Raw genomic sequence first — 17,633 nt, forward strand, 5'->3', positions numbered from 1 at the left:
GGTTCTCCGAAAGTGTGCGTCGAATGATTTACTCTACTAACTGGGTGGAACGACTCAATAGAAGTTATAAGCGCACCTTACTCATGCGTGGAGCGATGCCTTCTCCTGCCTCTGTAGTTTATCTCTTGGGATCTGTAGCCAAGGAGAAAACGGAAGGGACGTATGCAAGACGGCTACCGTATTTTGGAGAGTGGAAAATCAGGTAAAATGGCAAAGAGATATCAACATCACAAATTTCCCCCATGCTTGGGGTACCCCAAGCATGGGGGAAAGGACGAGGAGAATCTTACACACTTTTTCGGACATTACCGTTTTATTGCCATAATCTTAGCATCAAGATGACCATCGCAATTGGATAGTTCGGCGGTAACGTATGGGAAATCGGCATACCAATGGTATTCCTTATCGGTGCGGTTACGCATGGTTTCGTTCAATGCTCGTGATTCCTTTGGCTGGATAGCTACATACTGCTACAAAAAATCTTCATGTATCATATCGGTTGTAAATTTTTGAAGGGGTTGTCAGCCCCTCCGTTGCCTACTTTTGTCAATCTACAATTTCAAACTCATGGATATAGACGAACTCCTCGTCCTCCTCATGGTATTGATTCCAGCTCTCCAGCTTGGCCTTGCTCACATTCTCCTTGCCGATTAGCTTTGCAGCGTAGGCCAGTGCCTTTTCCCCGGTTGCGAAGTAGTCGCTCTCGTAGTTGCCGTTGATGCAAGCGTCCAAATAGAACTGGTCGGGGAAATACTTGCCGTCTGCATCGTTGGTTACATACACCTCGCAGCCCGGTTCCTCCACGATGAAGTAGATGGTCAGCTCCGGCATGAGCTTTGCCAGCACATGGCGGAAATCGGTCGCTCCCCATGCCTCCTCCGCCTTGATGCGGATAACGCCTTCCTGCATTTCATACTCTTGTATGAAGCCTCGCAGGTAGTTGTTCTTCATCTGCTCCTCGGTAGCACCCAACGCCTTGACGATATTGCCCTCCCAATCTCTGGATGCCGTTTCCGTGACGGGCTTCTGCCTGTCGGTCATAAAGCTATCAATCACGCCGTACACTCTTACCAAATCACTCTTACTACCCTCAATGCGGTAGCTTGTTGTTGCCCAGTTTGCCATAATGCTAATGTTTTAATGATGATACATTTCCCTTTCGTTTAGCTGCTTTGCAGCGTCACTGTCGGGGTTTCAAATTTTACGTGCAAGAAGGCAGCAAGGCCATCAGGCGGATAAACAAAGCAATTTGAGAATATCCCCAAATAGCGTAGCGGTGTCTTGCGTTCCGCCGGCCTTGCTAACTTTGCAAAGGAAAATGGAATATCCCGACAGCAGGCTGCATGGAGTGTAATGACTATATAAGCTTTTAGGGACACTATTTATAAGAGTATGTGTTAGAGAATATATCTTTTTGTCTTTCTCGGGAAGTCTTAGCGTGTCACGATTTCTTTGCGCACACGACCATCGCTATATTTCACGAGGTTGAGGCCTTTTTGCGGAGCTTGGATACGACGACCATCGAGCGTGTAGCGAGCTACTTCAACAGTGCGTTTCTGTTCTTTTGTTGTAGAGGAAATGCCTGTGGAGATAGCATCGGTTATGCTGCATTTAGCGGCGTTCTCAATTTTCTTTGTGTTCAGATTAATGAGCAGCACGCACACTTTTAGCTTCGATTTGTCTTGCAGCAGGTTGTTGTTAGAGATGTTGAACACGTGCTCGAAACTTTGTGCCTTGTCCACTTCTATGGGAGTCTTGATATAGTCTTCTTCGGCAGGAGTGTAAACGCCTTTTGCTGCAATTGCTGTGAAGTTGTTGGGGAGACCTTTTACCGCAAATGGAGCATTGATAAACTTATCTAGTTCTGCTGAAATACCACGGAGGCTGGCGTCGCCCGCGAAGATGTTGTTTTGCTTCCACGAGGGTTTTGTCATTCCGTTTTCCGTCAGCACATAGGCCACGGCGTATGCAGACTCTTTTGGGGAGACGCGAAAGGTGACACTTGGCATTACTGTTATGTTTTCTTTCTGCTTGTCCCATTGTGCGGAGACGTCAATGTCCATATCGGCTCCCATCGCCTTTTCCTCTTCGAATTCACTCGTGGCGGTGTAGTATGTCAGTGTGCGACTTCTGTTCATTTGGAGCGTGGGGTAGTTCTGAACTTTTGCTGCGTTCCAAGCATAGTCAGCACATTTTAGAGGGTCGGACACATGAATGGCGATGCCTATGAAGTCATCGGGATATGTATTTTCCAGATTCTCCATGAGGGCAATGCCGCGTGGGCAGTATTTACACCACATTCCCGTGTATTCTTCCACTACCACTCTTCGGTGGGGCACTTGTGTAACGGTGACTCTGGGAAGATTGGCGTAGGGGATGGTGGCTCTGTTGGGCTCGCCGTTTACTTTCGTAATCTCTATCTGCAATTCAGTTTCCGAGAGCTGGTCATAAGGCGGCACATCTATTTCAACGGTAGCTACTCCCATGCGTGGCAGCGGCTCTTCCATGATGTGTTTTTTCTCCAGCAGGAGTCTTCCCTCGAAAGAGAGCGTGTAAGTGAAATCTTGAACCGTAGCTTTGCCGTAATTGGTTATAGAGAGTTGCCCTTTCGCGCTCTGTGCATGGATGGGGACATACACCTTTCGTCCTGTAGAAGGTGCCAAGCTATAGTCGTCGGCTCTGAGGTTGATAGGGTAGCAGAGGATAGCGATGAGCGCAAGTAGTTGTATATAGAATTTTTTTGTCATTTCGTACTGAGTTTTGTTTTCGGAAGTGGAATGGCTACTGCTTTTATTTCTTCACTTTCTTCCCATTGATAATATAGATGCCCTTGGGCAATTGGTCAGTAGGAGTTGTAATGCGAATCCCTTGGAGGTTATACACTTCTGGACTTTTGGAGGTTGTCTTTACGGAAGAAATATCTGTACTCAAAGAAGATTCCACGGCAAACTGCACACGAGGAGTTACGTTATTCCATACATCTGTCCATTGTCCATCTTTATCAATCTCTACATGAACCTCGTAAGTGTGTCCAGATTTCAGACGATTGAGAGGGAATTCAACCAGCGTACTCTTAGGAGTGATGTAGGCGAAGGGTTGGAAAGAGACATAAGATTTTGAACCGAGTTCGGTGAAAGTCCCATCATCAATATCCATCGCACGATAGCGCAGTGCACCGGAATATCCCTTACTGCCGCGCAATTCTGCAAGTGCCATCAGCCCCAATGTTTGTGTTTCTTTCGGATCGAACACTTGCTGGTCGCTTACTTTTCCGTTAGTAAGGAAATCTATCCCTTTGATGCTGAGTTTGTAGGGAGCAGTGTTGGGTAGCACTTCTATCTCTATCGGCGTATCCGTTGTGATAGGAATCTTCTCAAAAGTTTTGTCGCCCTTGTCAACAGAGATGAAGAAGCTGACAATGTAACGGCCAGCAAGCAGAGCATTGCTAACTCCATTTGTGGCATAAGATGTTAAGATGGGAGCACGCATCGCGGTTGTTTCAAGGCGTCGAGCACACACAAATTCCTGATTAGGAGCCGTGAATTTAATGCCGTTATCTTTTCCCTCAAACTCTACAAAGAGGCTTCCGCGCACTTCTTCCCAGCCATTATTGCGGACTACTATACCTATCATGCCTTGGTCGCCGCTACCTTGATAGAGCGGAGCCAGCACTTCGGGTTTGCGCTCTAACGCAAGCGGAACGCGAGCCGGAATATCTTTCACTATGATTCTGTTGCTCGTTAGCTCCACCGTTTGTGTGTTTGCATACGCAATTGGTTGCCAACCCGAATAAGTGGAGGGCTGTTCTATCAGCTCATTGGCGAGAGGCTTAAGTGTGTAAGTACCATTGGGAAGCTCAGCAAAATCGAGATTGTTAAATTCTATACTGGTCGTTGTAAAGATACTACTGAGCATTAGTCCTGTTTGAATGGAGTTGAAAAGTTTCACTCGTATTCCCTTATCATCGTAAAGCCCCAGTGCCACCTTTCCCGTGAAGCGGCCCAAACTACCATTGATAGGGTTGTTGCTACCAATCTTTTCTATCTTGGCATTCAGCACCGTGCCGCGTTCCACATCCTTTTCGGCAATCGTAAAGGCATGGGCACTTCTGGTCTCTATCTCTCGCGTTGTGGCAAACTCTTTATGCTGTCCGTCTTTGGGATGCGCAAAAACAACTTCTATTTCTTCATAGAACTTACCATCTCTCAATCCAAATCCGCTGACATTAAGGTAGATAGTATTGATATCAAAGTATCCGTCAAATTCTCCTCCCCAGCCCCAGTTGACATGTACAAATCCACGTCTATCGTATCCATCGAATACAAAAACATGTGAACCTCCGCAAACTAAAACAGGGTAACCATCGGCAAGTTCATTGAGCAGAATTTCTTGAAAAGTACTTGCCAGCATATAATCTTTATACACATGGCGTACAGAATATCCAAAATCATTGCGTAAAGCCTCCATCGCACGATGCAGATTGGAGCTGCTTCCCAGACGGAAGTAAGACATATGGACAGCTTTGCCCACATCTCTCATCAGCACGCCTACAGCATCTCCCCCTCTTGTGTTCATATCTTTTGCTCTGTCTCGCATATCTTCCCACAGATAGTCGGCACTCTTCTGCGCCTCGGAACCTTCCGATTTTATGTATGATTCGGGGCGCGACTTTGGCCACTTGTGAAAATATAGAAGCTGGGCAGTGGCAGTAGCAACGCATCCCGTTGGCGTGTTCACGCCATCCTGCTTGGGGGTGTACTGATTAAAAGGATAATTCTGCTCCCAGTGGCAAGTGAGCAAGGGCAACACTTCTCGTTTTTGAGGAAACTTTGCCGCGGGAACTTGTGACGTCTTTGTGCGCACTGCCGACACCACTCGTTCGTAGCGTTGGAGCATCGTTTTGAATTCTTCTGGAATGGGATTCTTGGCTTTGTCAGCACTCAGCGTCCCGTACCCCACCAACTCATTCAATTGGCTTTCGCCCGAAATAATGACAAACTGGTTGTTGCTGGTGTTTGTGAAAAGGTAATAGGCCGGAGGCGTATCAGTCTGCGGAGCTCGTGTGAGAGCTGTTGTTTGCTGCATTTCGGGATTTGCAATATACTTTGCCGCGATTTTTCGTGCTACATCTTTCCCTACGGGCTCTGCCCATGCTAAAGAGGCCACTGCACAGGAGGCAGCAAGCAACCACATTTTTAGAATGTAATTCTGTTTCACTTTTGTATTTATCGGTATAATGGTTTGACTTTTTTATTCTCACTATAGTTTAGATCAAAGTTATGTGAAAGAACTTCAATCGTTTATAAAGAAAGAACTTCATTGTTCTAACGTAAAGTTGGAAAACATTAATTCCCAAAAGATAACTACATGGTGCAAAAGTAAAAAAACTTCTCAGATCGAGAGCAGAAAATGGGATGATTTGATTCCTTTATATATCTTTGCACTCAAAGGAAATAAACACAATCTCCCGTATGAAACGAATCATGAATCTATTGCTTTTGTTGTCCCTCTCTTGTAGTGTGCTGCTTGCCCAGAATGTGCAGCCGTGGAACGACAGTATGAAAGTGACCTTCGCACGCCCAACAGTGCCCTTGGCAGAAATCAAAACCACTTACAAGAACTTCATAGAAAGTGGAGGTAAAACAACTGTTATGCCTCACGAACTATTAGGCGAAATAAATTGGTTTGTTTCTCCGATTTGTTCAGATTCACTCTTTTTCAAACAACACAATGTAGTTCCTCAATGGATATCGTTGAATCTGAAAGATGGCAGTTGGAGAGTTATGCGTATCACAGGTTTATGTAATGCAACGACAGGGAAAAAAGATTCTGTGGCTTGGAGCGAGGCCGTTCGTCGGTATGGTTGTGAAGAATTGACGACTGATGGCGGTAAAACCGTTAAAGTTCTTCCTTTCCGCATCCCAGATGGGTTTCACTTGGTTGCTGGACACACTTTCCCCTATGTGGGTTTCACAGCTTGTCGCAGGACGGCGTTTTTAGCTATCAAGGACGGATGTTGTCGAGACATTGTTTTTGATCAAAACGTCCTAACATCGCCGTATGTTTCTCGCGCTATAGGCTATGTTAAGGGGGGTGACGAGGCAAGAGGCGACTGGGACAATCCATACTATATGGCCACGGCCTATATTCTGCTGGCGCACGAACTTTCCATATATATGAAAGATGTAAAAGTAGACGAGTTTCACCGTACTTTTTTTGCAGAAATAGACAAAACAGGGCATTTTGTTCTCCATCCGCTGGACGACAACTATACTAAAGAGGAGCTGCGAATCTTTAAGGCTCTTCAGAAGCAAATACGCCGAATTGAGCCTTTTGCTCTGCAAGGTATTCTGCTTGCCGATGGGCGTTATCTGCCAGGGCATTTTATGGAGATTGATAAATATAAACCCTATAACGGCGCTGATAAGAAACTGGCTGAACGCGAAAAAAAGACCTTAAACAGGTGGAAGATCAGTCTACCTAAATATCAAAGATTAGAAAAAGGAAATATACAGAGCCTTTTTAGATACTGGTAAATCTGGAGTTTTTTTCAAATATTATCGGGAGAGGGCGCATGGTGTTGCGCTCATAAATATCCTTATTGCGTTTGGAGATACAATAAGGATGTCAGCCGACAGCCTTATTGCGTCAGCTCACGCGCTTATTGTGGCAACGAGAGCGCGGAGGGAAGTGGGATATAGGAGGAATCTCCCTCTTCCTATATATTGATTTTATGTCGTCACGTCGTCACGTTGTCACACTTTTGGTATAACTGCCTGAAAAAGTATGTATTATAATCGTGACGACACGTGATAACAGTGCGACAACAAAAGTTTTGTTGTCACGTGCTTGGCTTGTTGTATATCAGTGTGTTATCTTCCGCGTGACAACGTGACAACAAAAAAACGTGTTTTTTCTGGTAGGGGAGAGAGGTCCTATTTCCGCCCTCACGTGAGTGTAAGCCGCTCCCTCCACGCTTTCAGTGCGATGCCGCCAGCGTCGGAGTGTCCTCTGTCCACTTTCCCACGGGTTCCCCCTCGCTTATTGCTCGGGTATCACCCGCGGTTATGCATGGTGCGCCTCCTCTGGAGGCGTTGTCGGTGCAGGCGGCTGCGGTAGTGAGGGCATGGCTGAGTGTGTCTACAGATAAGTACATAGACATCTCATGATGCACGGAAGAGAGGCCACGGAGTACTCCACGTGCTCACCCACTGTCCCCAGCGGGGACACACCATGCTTAACCGCGGGTGATGCCCGAAGGGTGAACCCGTGGAGTGGTGATGCCGCCCCCTCTCCGACACCGGCGGTGTCGCACAGCATCCACTTCCGCCCGCCCGAATCGCTCCCTCCACGCTATGAAATTTCTACAAAAAATGAAATCTTTTTTTGTTACGCAAAAAGGCTGCATAACCCCTTTCTAACTTTGCATCGTCAAACAAAAGGAAGAACGAGCGAACGGCTAAAAGCAGCCCATAGCTCATGCGGATGGAGCCGCAAGCTTCCCCCCCCCCCTTAAGAAATGGCGAGGTAGCTCAATTGGATTAGAGCAGTTGCCTACGAAGCATCAGGTTATGGGTTCGAGTCCCATCCTCGTCACAACACATGGAGTAGGTAGCTCAAGTGGTTAGAGTGTCAGATTGTGGGTCTGAATGATATGGGTTCGAGTCCCATCTTGCTCCCTTCTTTTTTATGCTCCAGTAGCTCAGTTGGATCAGAGCATCTTGCTACGAACGAGGAGGTCACAGGTTCGAGTCCTGTCTGGAGTACTACACAAAGAAAAGGCTTTCGAGCACTATCTATATATATAGATGGTTTCGGAAGCCTTTTGTGATTATCAGGAAGTTTTTATAGCAGGAATAGTAACTTTCCTTTTAGTTTTGAGAGAACACTTTTCAGCTCTTTCGCGGTTTCGCTTTCGGGAATCTCACCGATGAGGCATACCGCCTTTTCCATGAGGTCGTAGTCCTCTGCATTCAGAGGGTTCTCATTGATAGAGTATTCAGGGTCGGCGTATCTATAGAACTTATTCTCATACACCTCGATAGGAGCGTTGTATCCAAGTTTGTCCGATCTCATGATCTGAATATCTCCTTGCACCGTTCTCATCGAAACGCCCTTGTCGATGCCTTCCATCTCGTAGAGAGCATCAGAGCAGGCATCAACCAAATCCTCTATTGTCCATCTTCTGTATCTGTTTCTTAAGCATTTGTCTATGGTTTTGTACCGTATTAACGCGTTCTTGTTGACTGGCATGGCTATGATAGGAATCTTTTTTGTTCATTATTGTTTTTTTGAAAATCTTGTTTTTAAGGTGCCATGTCAGTGATAAAGGAAGTTGCGCTGCAAGGCACAAAAAAAGTCGGAAAGCTTTCTGGGCTTCCCGACTGTCCTTTATCTCTTGCAAATTATTTTTCAGTGAAAACACATCATTTTATCTGTCAGAGAAAGAAAACGTGTCATCGTCGGAACAATCCCATAAGCACACGATAAGATGAGTTGCGAAACCGTGAAGTTTGGCAACTATCCTCCAAGCGTCGATGGGCATGGAGCAGTGAGCTAATGTGGATGTTCAGATTAGAGTTCATTTTCTTTTATCAGATAGAATCTGCTTTTTTGCGTGCGCAAAGTTATTCATTCTTAGCGAGAAATCGTCCAACCAAAGGAAGTTTCCGCTTTTCGAGGTGCAAAACTACAATGAGGCTACGCAATCTTTCTGCGTACCACCCATCAATATAGTTTTGTTCACTTCTGCCATTTGCTTTTTCTTTAATATTCCGCCATTTTCTATGGGCATCCTATATAATGTATGTATGAGCCTTGAGTCTCGTTTTTATGAATTTCGGTATTCTGAAGGAGAAATGCCGGTGGCGTTTTTGAAGTATTTTCCCATGAAGCTTTGGTTGGGGAAGTTTAGTTTTTGTGCCACTTCCTTCACGGATAGTTCGGGGTCGAGGAGCAAGCCTTTTATTTCGAGCACCACCATGTTGGTGATCCATTGCCCCGCGGTGCGACCGCTCACGGATTTCACCACCTCGGAGAAATATTTTGCGGAGAGGCAGAGTTGCTCACTATACCATTGCACGCTGCGTTCTCGGCGGCAGTTTTCTTGCACCAGGCGGAGGAACTTGTTGAATATGTCATAACTACGCATAGAGGCCTCATCGGGTTTGCCCACGCGCACCTGTAGCATGTTGCAAACGTCGAAATAGAAGAGGCGCAAGAGAGCCAGTGTGGCTTCGGTGTGAAAGGCGTAGCTCGTGTCGCTCATGCGCTCGAGGAAGAGCGTGAGGATGTCGGCAACGCGCGATTGCTCTTTGGGAGTGAGGCGGATAACGGGGTGGTTGTAGAGATAGAGCAGATTGGGCCAAAGGTTCTGAATACCCACGAAGCTCTCGCGGCAATAATTCTGCGAAACAACGACAATACGCCCCAGAAAGTCCTCGCTCGGCTTTGTTTCTGTGATGGTGAGTTCGTTGAGGCCTACAATGAGGTCGCCCGGTTGCACATGATAGGCTGTATCGTTGATGGTTAAATTTACAGTTCCTTGCTTACAATACACGAAGAACATGAAGCCCAGTTGTAACGTTTTTTCCTTAAAGTCTATATCGTGGAATTTGTCTATAAAAAAAAGATTCCCATCTGTTCCTGGTACCTCATACGATGAGTAGTGTCGTGCATCGTTTAAGTTTATCTGTTTAATAACTGTCATGAAATTAATCCTACTAAACTAACTGTGTGCCAAAAGTGCAAATAAAATTTCGGAAAAGAAAGAAAAGGTGTAAAAAAACGATATAAATAGCAGAAGAAAGAAGTGGTTTGTTCTAAAGCAGATTGGTTGAATTTCGTGGAAACTTTGATGTCGTTGTAAATATCCTTATTGCGTTTGAAAATACAATAAGGCTGTCAGCCAGCGCCCTTATTGTGTCAGCCGACGCCCTTATTGCGTTGCGCTCACCCCCTATTCCCAGCAGGTGATGCCCGAAGGATTCACCCGCGGTTACGCATGGTGCGCCTCCGCCAGAGGCGTTGTCGATGCTGGTTGCTGTGGTAGTGGGACGGAGATATTTATGCACATTATTTATACATTGATTAACGTTTCTGTGTGTCATTTTGAGAAAAGTTGTATTTTCGCAAAAGAATGGATATGAGCGAGAAAAACTGTCGGTCTCTTCAGGATATATATAACCCCTCTAAAAACAGACGCACATGAAAACGAAACTGTCGTTTTTGTTACTGGTGTCGGAAATGTTGGGAGTGTCCGCCGTGGCACAAACCACCATTCCGCAGTTGTACACAGATAGTATATTGTTCGGTCAGAAAGGTTCGGCAGATGTCATCACCCGCGACCGCATGAACAAAGGCTTAGTGGGCACTCCGCTGGAGGCACTCAGTGGGCAGGCGGCAGGTGTGAATATCACCTCGAGCGGTGCTGACCGCATGGCGATGCTCTCCTCGGTGCGCGTGCGCGGTACTACTTCTCTAACGGGAGGTAACGACCCCTTGGTGATAATCGATGGGGTATATAGCGACCTCTCCGCGCTCAACAGTATCTTCCCCGCCGACATTGAGAGTTTCGCCATCTTGAAAAACGCAGCAGAGACCGCCCCCTACGGTTCGCGCGGAGCTTCGGGTGTCATACAGGTGACGACGAAGAAAGGCGCGGGCAATCGTTTTCATATCTCCTACGATACCAATTTGGGACTGGAATCCGTCTATAAAACCCTTCCGATGCTCACCGCCGCGCAGTACCGGAGCGAAGTGGCACGCCTCGGACTGACAATTCCCGACGGCGGATTCAACACCGACTTTCAGCGCGCCATCACGCGCACAGGTTTTATCCAAAATCATCATTTAGCGTTCAGCGGGGGCAGTGAGAACTCCAACTATCGCGCCTCCTTGGCGCGCATGGACCATAATTCTATCATTCGCCTTCACGGCAGCAACAATTTTGCCGCAAAGGTCGATTTGATGCAACGCGCCTTCGATGGATTGCTACAAATCGACATGGGACTCTTCGGCACCTCGATGCAGAAGGACAATATCTTTGACGTACAAAAACTCTTCTACTCCACAGCCGCGCAGAATCCCACCCTCGACTATGCCCCTAAGGCTTCAGGCGGTTGGGATCGCAATTCGCAAGCCTCACAAATCGTACCGCCAGGCGCGCTCCTTAATGAACAAGACAAGGATAAGCTCCTGAATTTTAACACCCATCTCCGACTGACAGCGCGCCTGTCGAAAGATGTGAGCCTCTCGGCTTTCGGCTCTTATTCCTACAACTCCTCTTCCAACGGGCAGTATCTCCCCACCTGGTTGTGGGCACAAGGGCAGGCCTATCGCTCCGAACTCAAGAGCGAAGACTGGTTGGGCAATCTGGAAGCGCGTTGGAGTCACACCTTTGGCCGTCATGCATTGAGTGCGCTCTTCTTTGCCGAATTGCAAAAACTCGAACAGCGCGATTTCTACACCACCGTGAAAGGCTTCACCAGTAACGAATTCGGTTTCGACAATCTGGCAGCTGGCAGTCTGCGCCCCTATGGCGGTACGGGCAGTAGTTATGAAAATACAAATACCACCTCCTTTATGGCACAAACCGAATATGGATACCGCGATTTGTTCACGCTGACGGGCAACATCCGTGCCGATGGTTCTTCCATTTTTGGTTCGGGCAACAAATGGGGCTTCTTCCCCTCCGTGTCGGCAACGTGGGATGTGCTCAGTACGCTTCCCCAAATGCGCACAGCGTGGTTCAATACGCTGAAACTGCGCTCCGGCTACGGTCTTTCGGGCAATACGGGCGGCATACGCTCCTATAATTCACTCCTTCTGCTCAATCCCGTTGGAGTGATTTCTTGGAAAGGCACACCCGCCACCACGTTTGGCATCCTCTCCAATGCCAACCCCGATTTGAGGTGGGAAACGCGCAGTTCCTTCAATGTGGGAGCTGATATGGGCTTTTGGAAAAACCGCGTGGTGCTGACGGCGGAGTACTACTACTCTCGCACGCGTGATATGCTCTATATGTACGATGTGCCCGTACCGCCTTTCGTTTATCCGCAAATGCTGGCGAATCTTGGCTCTCTGAGCAATAGCGGTTTTGAATTTGGGCTTGGCGTCACCCCCTTGCAGCGCAAGGATATGGAACTGAACATTAATGTGAACGTGTCGTTCCAGAAAAACAAACTCCTATCGCTGAGTGGAAACTATCAAGGACGCTATTTGTCAGCCCCTACGGTGACGCCCATTGGTGGCTTGAACGGTGCCGGCTTCCACGGTGGCGACAACAATATCGTTTATCAAATTATTGGACAGCCCTTGGGCGTTTTCTATCTGCCCCATTGCAAAGGTCTTGTGAAGCGTGCCGATGGTAGTTATGCTTATGATATTGCCGATTTAGACAACAATGGAAAAGTAGACCTTTCCGACAGCGGCGACCGCTACATTGCCGGACAAGCCACGCCAAAGATGACACTCGGCTCGAACATTAGTTTCCGCTATAAAAACTTCGATGTGGCGCTGCAAATGAATGGTGCGTTCGGGCATAAGATATACAACGGCACTGCGCTGACCTACATGAACATGACCAGCTTCCCTTACTACAACGTGATGGCGAAAGCGCCTGCCGCCAACATTACTGACCAGATAGCTTCCGACTACTGGTTGGAGAGTGGAAACTATCTCAATTTCGACTACCTGACGGTGGGGTGGAACATCCCCGTGCAAAAATGGTCGCGCTATATCAGCAGTTTGCGCATCTCTATGTCGGTGAACAATCTCGCCACAATAACGAGCTACAGCGGACTGACGCCGATGATCAATAGCTATGCCGTCAATAGCACTATCGGCATTGACGACAAACGCACCTATCCCATTTATCGCACCTATAGTTTCGGACTTTCAATACAGTTCTGATTATGAAGAATTCGCTCTTTACCATAGCACTTTGCCTGCTGCTGACGGGCTGCCTCAGTGAGGATCCCAAAGGACAGCTGCCGGAAAAGGAAGCTTACGCCACAGCTGCAGGTGTGGAGCTTCATCTTGTGAACAATTTGTACAACTATATCGGAGGAAACCAAGATAGTCAGGGATTGATGGGGACGCCGCGCGGCGTTTACGACTTCAATTCGCTAACAACGGATGAGCAAATGCTCCCCATTCGTGGCGGCGACTGGTATGATGGTGGTTTCTGGCAACGCCTGCACACTCATCAGTGGACAGCTTCGGAAAAGCCGCTGCGCAACACTTGGAACTATCTCTACAAGGTGGTGATGCTCTGCAATCGTTCGCTTTATAAAATAGACCGCAATCGCAATGTGCTGACATCAGCGCAATATGAGAGTTATACGGCAGAGGTGCGCGCCATTCGGGCAATGTATTATTTCTACATCATGGACCTCTTCGGGCGTGTGCCACTCGTGACCAACTATTCCGAAACTCCTGAGACAACGGGGCAAACAGAGCGCAGCGCAACTTACGCCTTTATCCTGAACGAGCTCAATGCTGCTCTGCCCAATCTCTCTATGGGGCGGAGCAACTATGTGGGAGCATATTACGGGCGAGTGACAAAACCTGTGGTGTGGTTTCTTTTAGCCAAACTCTATCTCAATGCAGAAGTGTATGCCGACAATGATTGGACGGATGCTCACCGCCCTTCGGGGAGCAGTTTGTTCTTCCAAGTTGATGGGCATAAACTGAATGCTTGGCAGGCTGCTATCGCTTATTGCGAAAAACTCACGGCGGCGGGTTATAGTCTTGAAGCCGATCCTGCAAAGAACTTCTCCGTTCAGAACGAAACTTCAGCTGAAAACATTTTTGTCATTCCGATGGATAAGCTTCTCTATGCCAATCAGTTCGATTATCTCTTCCGCAGTCGCCACTATGTCCACGGTTCAGCCCTTGGTATGGGTGCCGAAAACGGCACATCGGCCACTCTCTCCACCGTTCGTGCTTTCGGCTACGGAACGGAGAATCTCGACACGCGTTGGGCGATGGATTTCTTTGCCGATACGGTCAGTGTGGATGGGAAGGTGGTGATGCTAGACAATGGCGAGCCGCTCGTTTACAAACCGCTCGAAGTGTTACAGAGCCTCACCGGATCGCCCTACGAACAAACAGCGGGTGCGCGCATGAAGAAATATGAAGTGGATCGCCAGGCTTATTCTGATGGGAGATTACAGAATAACGACATTGTGCTCTATCGTTATGCCGATGTGCTACTCATGCAGGCCGAAGCTCTTGTGCACAATGGCGATGATGGCTCAGCCCCCTTTGATGCCGTCCGCGCCCGCGCTGGAATGCCCCTCCGCTCGTGTACGCTGACAAATCTGCTCACCGAGCGACTTTTAGAACTCATGTGGGAAGGTTGGCGCCGCAACGATCTCGTACGCTTTGGCGAGTTCGATACCAATGCCTATCTCACTGTCTTCCCCATCCCTCAAAGCGTGCTCGACCTTAACGGAAAATTGACACAGAACAAAGGGTACAAATAGCGGGAGAAAGAGCCCCTTCGCAACGCAACATAGAAAAGCATCTGTAAGTACATGTTTGATGATACTGGCTTACAGATGCTTTTCTATATGATTGTGTTTTTTTCATTCATTCCTTTCGGAGAGTTTTTAGAAAAGAAAGGTCAGGATGTGTGCAAGCGCTTTCATTCTAATAAATAAGAATTTATCCTTTTCTTTTGTCTTTCTTATTCTATAATAGTATCTTTGCATCGATTTCACGGTATATAAAGATGAAACATTGAATAGATAGAGTTCTATTTTTGATATAAAGCGTTAATAATCAGTGCGTATTTTTATAGCGCTGTTAGTGATGATGAGTGAAGAGATTGTTCTATATATCGTCTTATTATTGACGGAGAATAATAATAGAGAGTGTAATTAATAATGTTTGAAAAAAAATTAAGTTATGAAGAAAACAAGAACACTTTATGTTCAGCCTAAATGCGAAGAATTTTGGTTGGATAATGAGCCTATTCTTGCAGAGGTAAGTGCAGGCATCTCCAAAGGAGATCCTACGCATGGTGGAGAAGATGATTTAACACGGAGACAGAACTCCTGGGAGAAAGAAACTCACAATGATAATCTTTGGGAATGATTCCCGATCTACTAAACCAATTTACACCAGATGAAAAAGAAAAACTTTTTATCCCTACTTTGGGGGACGATAGCACTCTTCGGAATCTCGGCTTGTAGCGATTCTGAAAATATAGGACTAGAAGAAAGCAAGGGCTATACCTATCCGGTGGAACTCTCTGCAGGCAACAGCTTTGCGGGAGAGACTACAAGCCAGAACCCTTCAAAAATCAGCACGCGTACACTAAAGTTAGACGAGAACAACAACGTATTATCCTTTTGGGCACAAGGCGACAAAATTCTTATTTACAATCTCAACGACAACAATCAGAGCACAGCCACAAGCTATAGTATGCTGACGGCTGTGAACGGTGGTAATAAAAAATCTGATTTCTTAGGTTCTGTTGTAAGTAAAAACAAACTACAGCAAGGACATAAGTTCGCTTTCTTCTATCCGGGGGATGCTCTTGAGAGTGATAAGACGGTGATGCAGGTAAATCCCGATTCAACCAAAGACGAAGACGGAGGTTATTTCCATATCCCTGTTAGTGACAACAAGATTAAAAGTACTGTTTCGCTCGATATGAAGCAGCAAGACGGTACGCTCGCCACTATCGATAAGAAATTCGACTATAATTGGGGCGTTGCTACACTGTCTGAAGTACCCGCTGAAGGAGGTAAACTCAAGTTCGATACAAATTTGAACCGATTGGTGACCATCTGGGGCATGAGATTCAAAGATGCTGACGGCAATATCATCAAAAATATTAGCAGCGTAAAGATAAATAACTTACGCTCTTATGATGTGCTCAATATGCAGGACGGAAAGCTTATTGGAACAGAAGACGAAAAGGAGCGAATCATCAATGTTGATATTAAAGATCGGTCGAGCCTCGCAAAAGATGGATATGTGTGGATTGCTTTCTTAGCTGATAATGCTGAAACAGAATTCACAATTACTGTTTACACTCCAACTGCGACCTATACAAAGACGGCAAAGAAAGTATTCAATAAGGGCTACGACTATCACTCCAATATCACCATGCAAAAAGTGATGCCTCAACCCTATGTGGAGGTGAATGGCGTGCTGTGGGCAACGGGTAACTTCATTCGCTACGTCGACCCCAACAACTCTTCGAACGTGTATTGGGGTATCGCACCTGCACAATGGTGGATTAGCAACTACGGCGAGAATCCAACAAGCGCCAACAAATGGAATGGAAAAGCTATCTCTTACGATGATTTAGGTTCGCAACATTGGTATATTGACAACCACAATGGCCAGTTTGCCCAAACTGCAAATGATTTAGATCTCTTCCAATGGGGAGTTATTGCAGATGCCTTAAATTTTAATGATGTTTGTTATCTGCAAGGAACTTCCTACAACATGGAAGGGAAATACTATAAAGGTAGAGGAGGTCCGATCAATGTTACTGCAACGACAAAGAGGTCTGAAGCAACTCATGGAGATATTGTGAAATACTGGACAGAAGGTAGCAATCATAACTATCATTATCAGTATCCAACTGAGGCTGATTTTGATGCCTTGGTGAGCGCCCGAACCATTGTTCCTGCTTTCTGCTATACGGATAAAGGCAATAAGGTGTATGGTGCCTATTTTAGTGATAGCCCCATACATAGTGCTGGACCCAAGGATAAATTCCCTACAGGAAGAAAACTTTGGAAATATAGAGACGTGTCTGCACTTGTCATTGCCAACAAAGGTCTGTTTATTCCTATCGCAGGGCGTAGACCTATTAGAGGGGCAAACGTGGAATATCGTCATGTTGCAAACAATAGTTCTTTCACTGGGCAATACTACTGCTCTCGTGGTAGAGGATATTCCACAACGCCTGGTCTTATGTTTGGTTCAGGTAATGCCGTGCGTGTTGGTGTCCCTTCCAAGGATCAGGGAGCATCCATCCGCCCTGTCTACGTTGGGAAGAAGACCGATGATAAGACGAAGCCGCTGGATGCTGCTAACTTCGCCCCATTCCATAATATTCTTACTCCCGCAGGCAGATTGTACTAAGACTTTCTAACTATCCAAGAAATCCCAGCAACTTGAATGTGTTGCTGGGATTTCTTTTATCTGTAGAAAGGCTCTTTGTAGCCTTATGTGATTTTAATAGTGAATGAAAGCGCGGATGAGGACTTTATCATAAGTGCCTATAGAATGGTTCCCATCGGTTGTGTTATTCTTGAATACTTGCGCTAACCCTGTGTCAAAGTCAGAATAATAGGTACTTGACCAATAAGTTTTACCATTCTCATTTCCTCTGACACTGAGCGTAGTGCCTCCTGCTTCTTCAAAGGCCTTATCCACAACGTGATAATACCAAGCCTCAATATAGCTATCAGCATTCACCCTTGTGTTCGTTCCAAAACCAACATAGAGATAAACATTCTTCCAGTCGGTATTGGCGCCAAGATACCATCGTTTCAAGTTTGTCACGGCTACCCCCGGATTGTAGTGAGCAGCATGATAGAAGGCTGGGCAGTTTGTAGGCTCATTTGCCTTGATCGTTACTCCATCTAAGCTTCCGCTTGCCT

At 46.6% G+C, this 17,633-nt stretch carries 10 protein-coding genes, 3 tRNA genes and 2 pseudogenes; 9 read left to right on the forward strand and 6 right to left on the reverse strand.

All coding sequences use genetic code 11. From position 1 onward, the window contains the following. Nucleotides 1-206, forward strand: a 206-nt coding sequence (locus tag ABLA33_RS08155; RefSeq protein WP_347719928.1) for a transposase, incomplete at its 5' end; no start/stop codon positions are given. Between the two features lie 340 nt (nt 207-546). Here the strand turns inward: ABLA33_RS08155 and ABLA33_RS08160 are convergent. From ABLA33_RS08160 to ABLA33_RS08170, 3 genes are all read right to left on the reverse strand, one after another. Then, on the reverse strand, nt 547-1,125 hold the full coding sequence (locus ABLA33_RS08160; protein ID WP_347719929.1) for a hypothetical protein: 579 nt from the start codon (nt 1,123-1,125) through the stop codon (nt 547-549). Between the two features lie 308 nt (nt 1,126-1,433). Beyond that, complete coding sequence (locus tag ABLA33_RS08165; RefSeq protein ID WP_347719930.1) at nt 1,434-2,747, reverse strand: thioredoxin family protein; 1,314 nt, start codon at nt 2,745-2,747, stop codon at nt 1,434-1,436. 43 nt (nt 2,748-2,790) lie between these two features. Continuing rightward, nucleotides 2,791-5,217 (reverse strand): C10 family peptidase, encoded by a 2,427-nt coding sequence (locus tag ABLA33_RS08170; protein WP_347719931.1) that lies wholly within the window; start codon nt 5,215-5,217, stop codon nt 2,791-2,793. 254 nt (nt 5,218-5,471) lie between these two features. Between ABLA33_RS08170 and ABLA33_RS08175 the strand changes: the two genes are divergently transcribed. From ABLA33_RS08175 to ABLA33_RS08190, 4 genes are all read left to right on the forward strand, one after another. After that, nucleotides 5,472-6,536 (forward strand): hypothetical protein, encoded by a 1,065-nt coding sequence (locus tag ABLA33_RS08175; protein WP_347719932.1) that lies wholly within the window; start codon nt 5,472-5,474, stop codon nt 6,534-6,536. A gap of 985 nt (nt 6,537-7,521) precedes the next feature. Further along, a tRNA-Arg gene (locus tag ABLA33_RS08180) sits at nt 7,522-7,596 on the forward strand. Nucleotides 7,597-7,604: 8 nt separating this feature from the next. Beyond that, nucleotides 7,605-7,680 (forward strand) — tRNA-His (locus tag ABLA33_RS08185). A gap of 11 nt (nt 7,681-7,691) precedes the next feature. Next, nucleotides 7,692-7,766: transfer RNA gene (locus tag ABLA33_RS08190), tRNA-Arg, on the forward strand. 172 nt (nt 7,767-7,938) lie between these two features. Here the strand turns inward: ABLA33_RS08190 and ABLA33_RS08195 are convergent. Further along, nucleotides 7,939-8,253: pseudogene (locus ABLA33_RS08195) on the reverse strand (hypothetical protein); the annotation flags it as partial. A 577-nt stretch (nt 8,254-8,830) separates the two neighbouring features. Beyond that, complete coding sequence (locus ABLA33_RS08200) at nt 8,831-9,709, reverse strand: helix-turn-helix domain-containing protein (protein ID WP_347719933.1); 879 nt, start codon at nt 9,707-9,709, stop codon at nt 8,831-8,833. Nucleotides 9,710-10,206: 497 nt separating this feature from the next. On the opposite strand from ABLA33_RS08200, the gene ABLA33_RS08205 reads away from it, so the two are divergent. From ABLA33_RS08205 to ABLA33_RS08220, 4 genes are all read left to right on the forward strand, one after another. After that, a complete protein-coding gene (locus ABLA33_RS08205) occupies nt 10,207-12,912 on the forward strand; it encodes a SusC/RagA family TonB-linked outer membrane protein (RefSeq protein WP_347719934.1) in 2,706 nt (901 codons plus the stop codon). 2 nt (nt 12,913-12,914) lie between these two features. Then, nucleotides 12,915-14,489, forward strand: coding sequence for a RagB/SusD family nutrient uptake outer membrane protein (locus tag ABLA33_RS08210; protein WP_347719935.1), 1,575 nt, complete (start codon nt 12,915-12,917; stop codon nt 14,487-14,489). A gap of 424 nt (nt 14,490-14,913) precedes the next feature. Then, nucleotides 14,914-15,102, forward strand: a complete 189-nt coding sequence (locus ABLA33_RS08215) for a hypothetical protein (protein ID WP_311490344.1) — start codon at nt 14,914-14,916, stop codon at nt 15,100-15,102. 30 nt (nt 15,103-15,132) lie between these two features. Further along, nucleotides 15,133-17,112 (forward strand): hypothetical protein, encoded by a 1,980-nt coding sequence (locus ABLA33_RS08220; protein WP_347719936.1) that lies wholly within the window; start codon nt 15,133-15,135, stop codon nt 17,110-17,112. 93 nt (nt 17,113-17,205) lie between these two features. On the opposite strand, the pseudogene ABLA33_RS08225 reads toward ABLA33_RS08220, so the two are convergent. Further along, nucleotides 17,206-17,633, reverse strand: a pseudogene (locus ABLA33_RS08225) (hypothetical protein); the annotation flags it as partial.

Source organism: uncultured Alloprevotella sp., assembly GCF_963536905.1.
In the GTDB taxonomy this organism is placed as follows: Bacteria; Bacteroidota; Bacteroidia; order Bacteroidales; family Bacteroidaceae; genus Alloprevotella.

What these genes read in the sequence shown, in the direction of transcription:
- ABLA33_RS08160 (WP_347719929.1), bottom strand. Translation starts at nt 1,125, where the DNA reads ATGGCAAACTGGGCAACAACAAGCTACCGCATTGAGGGTAGTAAGAGT.
- ABLA33_RS08165 (WP_347719930.1), bottom strand. Translation starts at nt 2,747, where the DNA reads ATGACAAAAAAATTCTATATACAACTACTTGCGCTCATCGCTATCCTC.
- ABLA33_RS08175 (WP_347719932.1), top strand. Translation starts at nt 5,472, where the DNA reads ATGAAACGAATCATGAATCTATTGCTTTTGTTGTCCCTCTCTTGTAGT.
- ABLA33_RS08200 (WP_347719933.1), bottom strand. Translation starts at nt 9,709, where the DNA reads ATGACAGTTATTAAACAGATAAACTTAAACGATGCACGACACTACTCA.
- ABLA33_RS08205 (WP_347719934.1), top strand. Translation starts at nt 10,207, where the DNA reads ATGAAAACGAAACTGTCGTTTTTGTTACTGGTGTCGGAAATGTTGGGA.
- ABLA33_RS08210 (WP_347719935.1), top strand. Translation starts at nt 12,915, where the DNA reads ATGAAGAATTCGCTCTTTACCATAGCACTTTGCCTGCTGCTGACGGGC.
- ABLA33_RS08215 (WP_311490344.1), top strand. Translation starts at nt 14,914, where the DNA reads ATGAAGAAAACAAGAACACTTTATGTTCAGCCTAAATGCGAAGAATTT.
- ABLA33_RS08220 (WP_347719936.1), top strand. Translation starts at nt 15,133, where the DNA reads ATGAAAAAGAAAAACTTTTTATCCCTACTTTGGGGGACGATAGCACTC.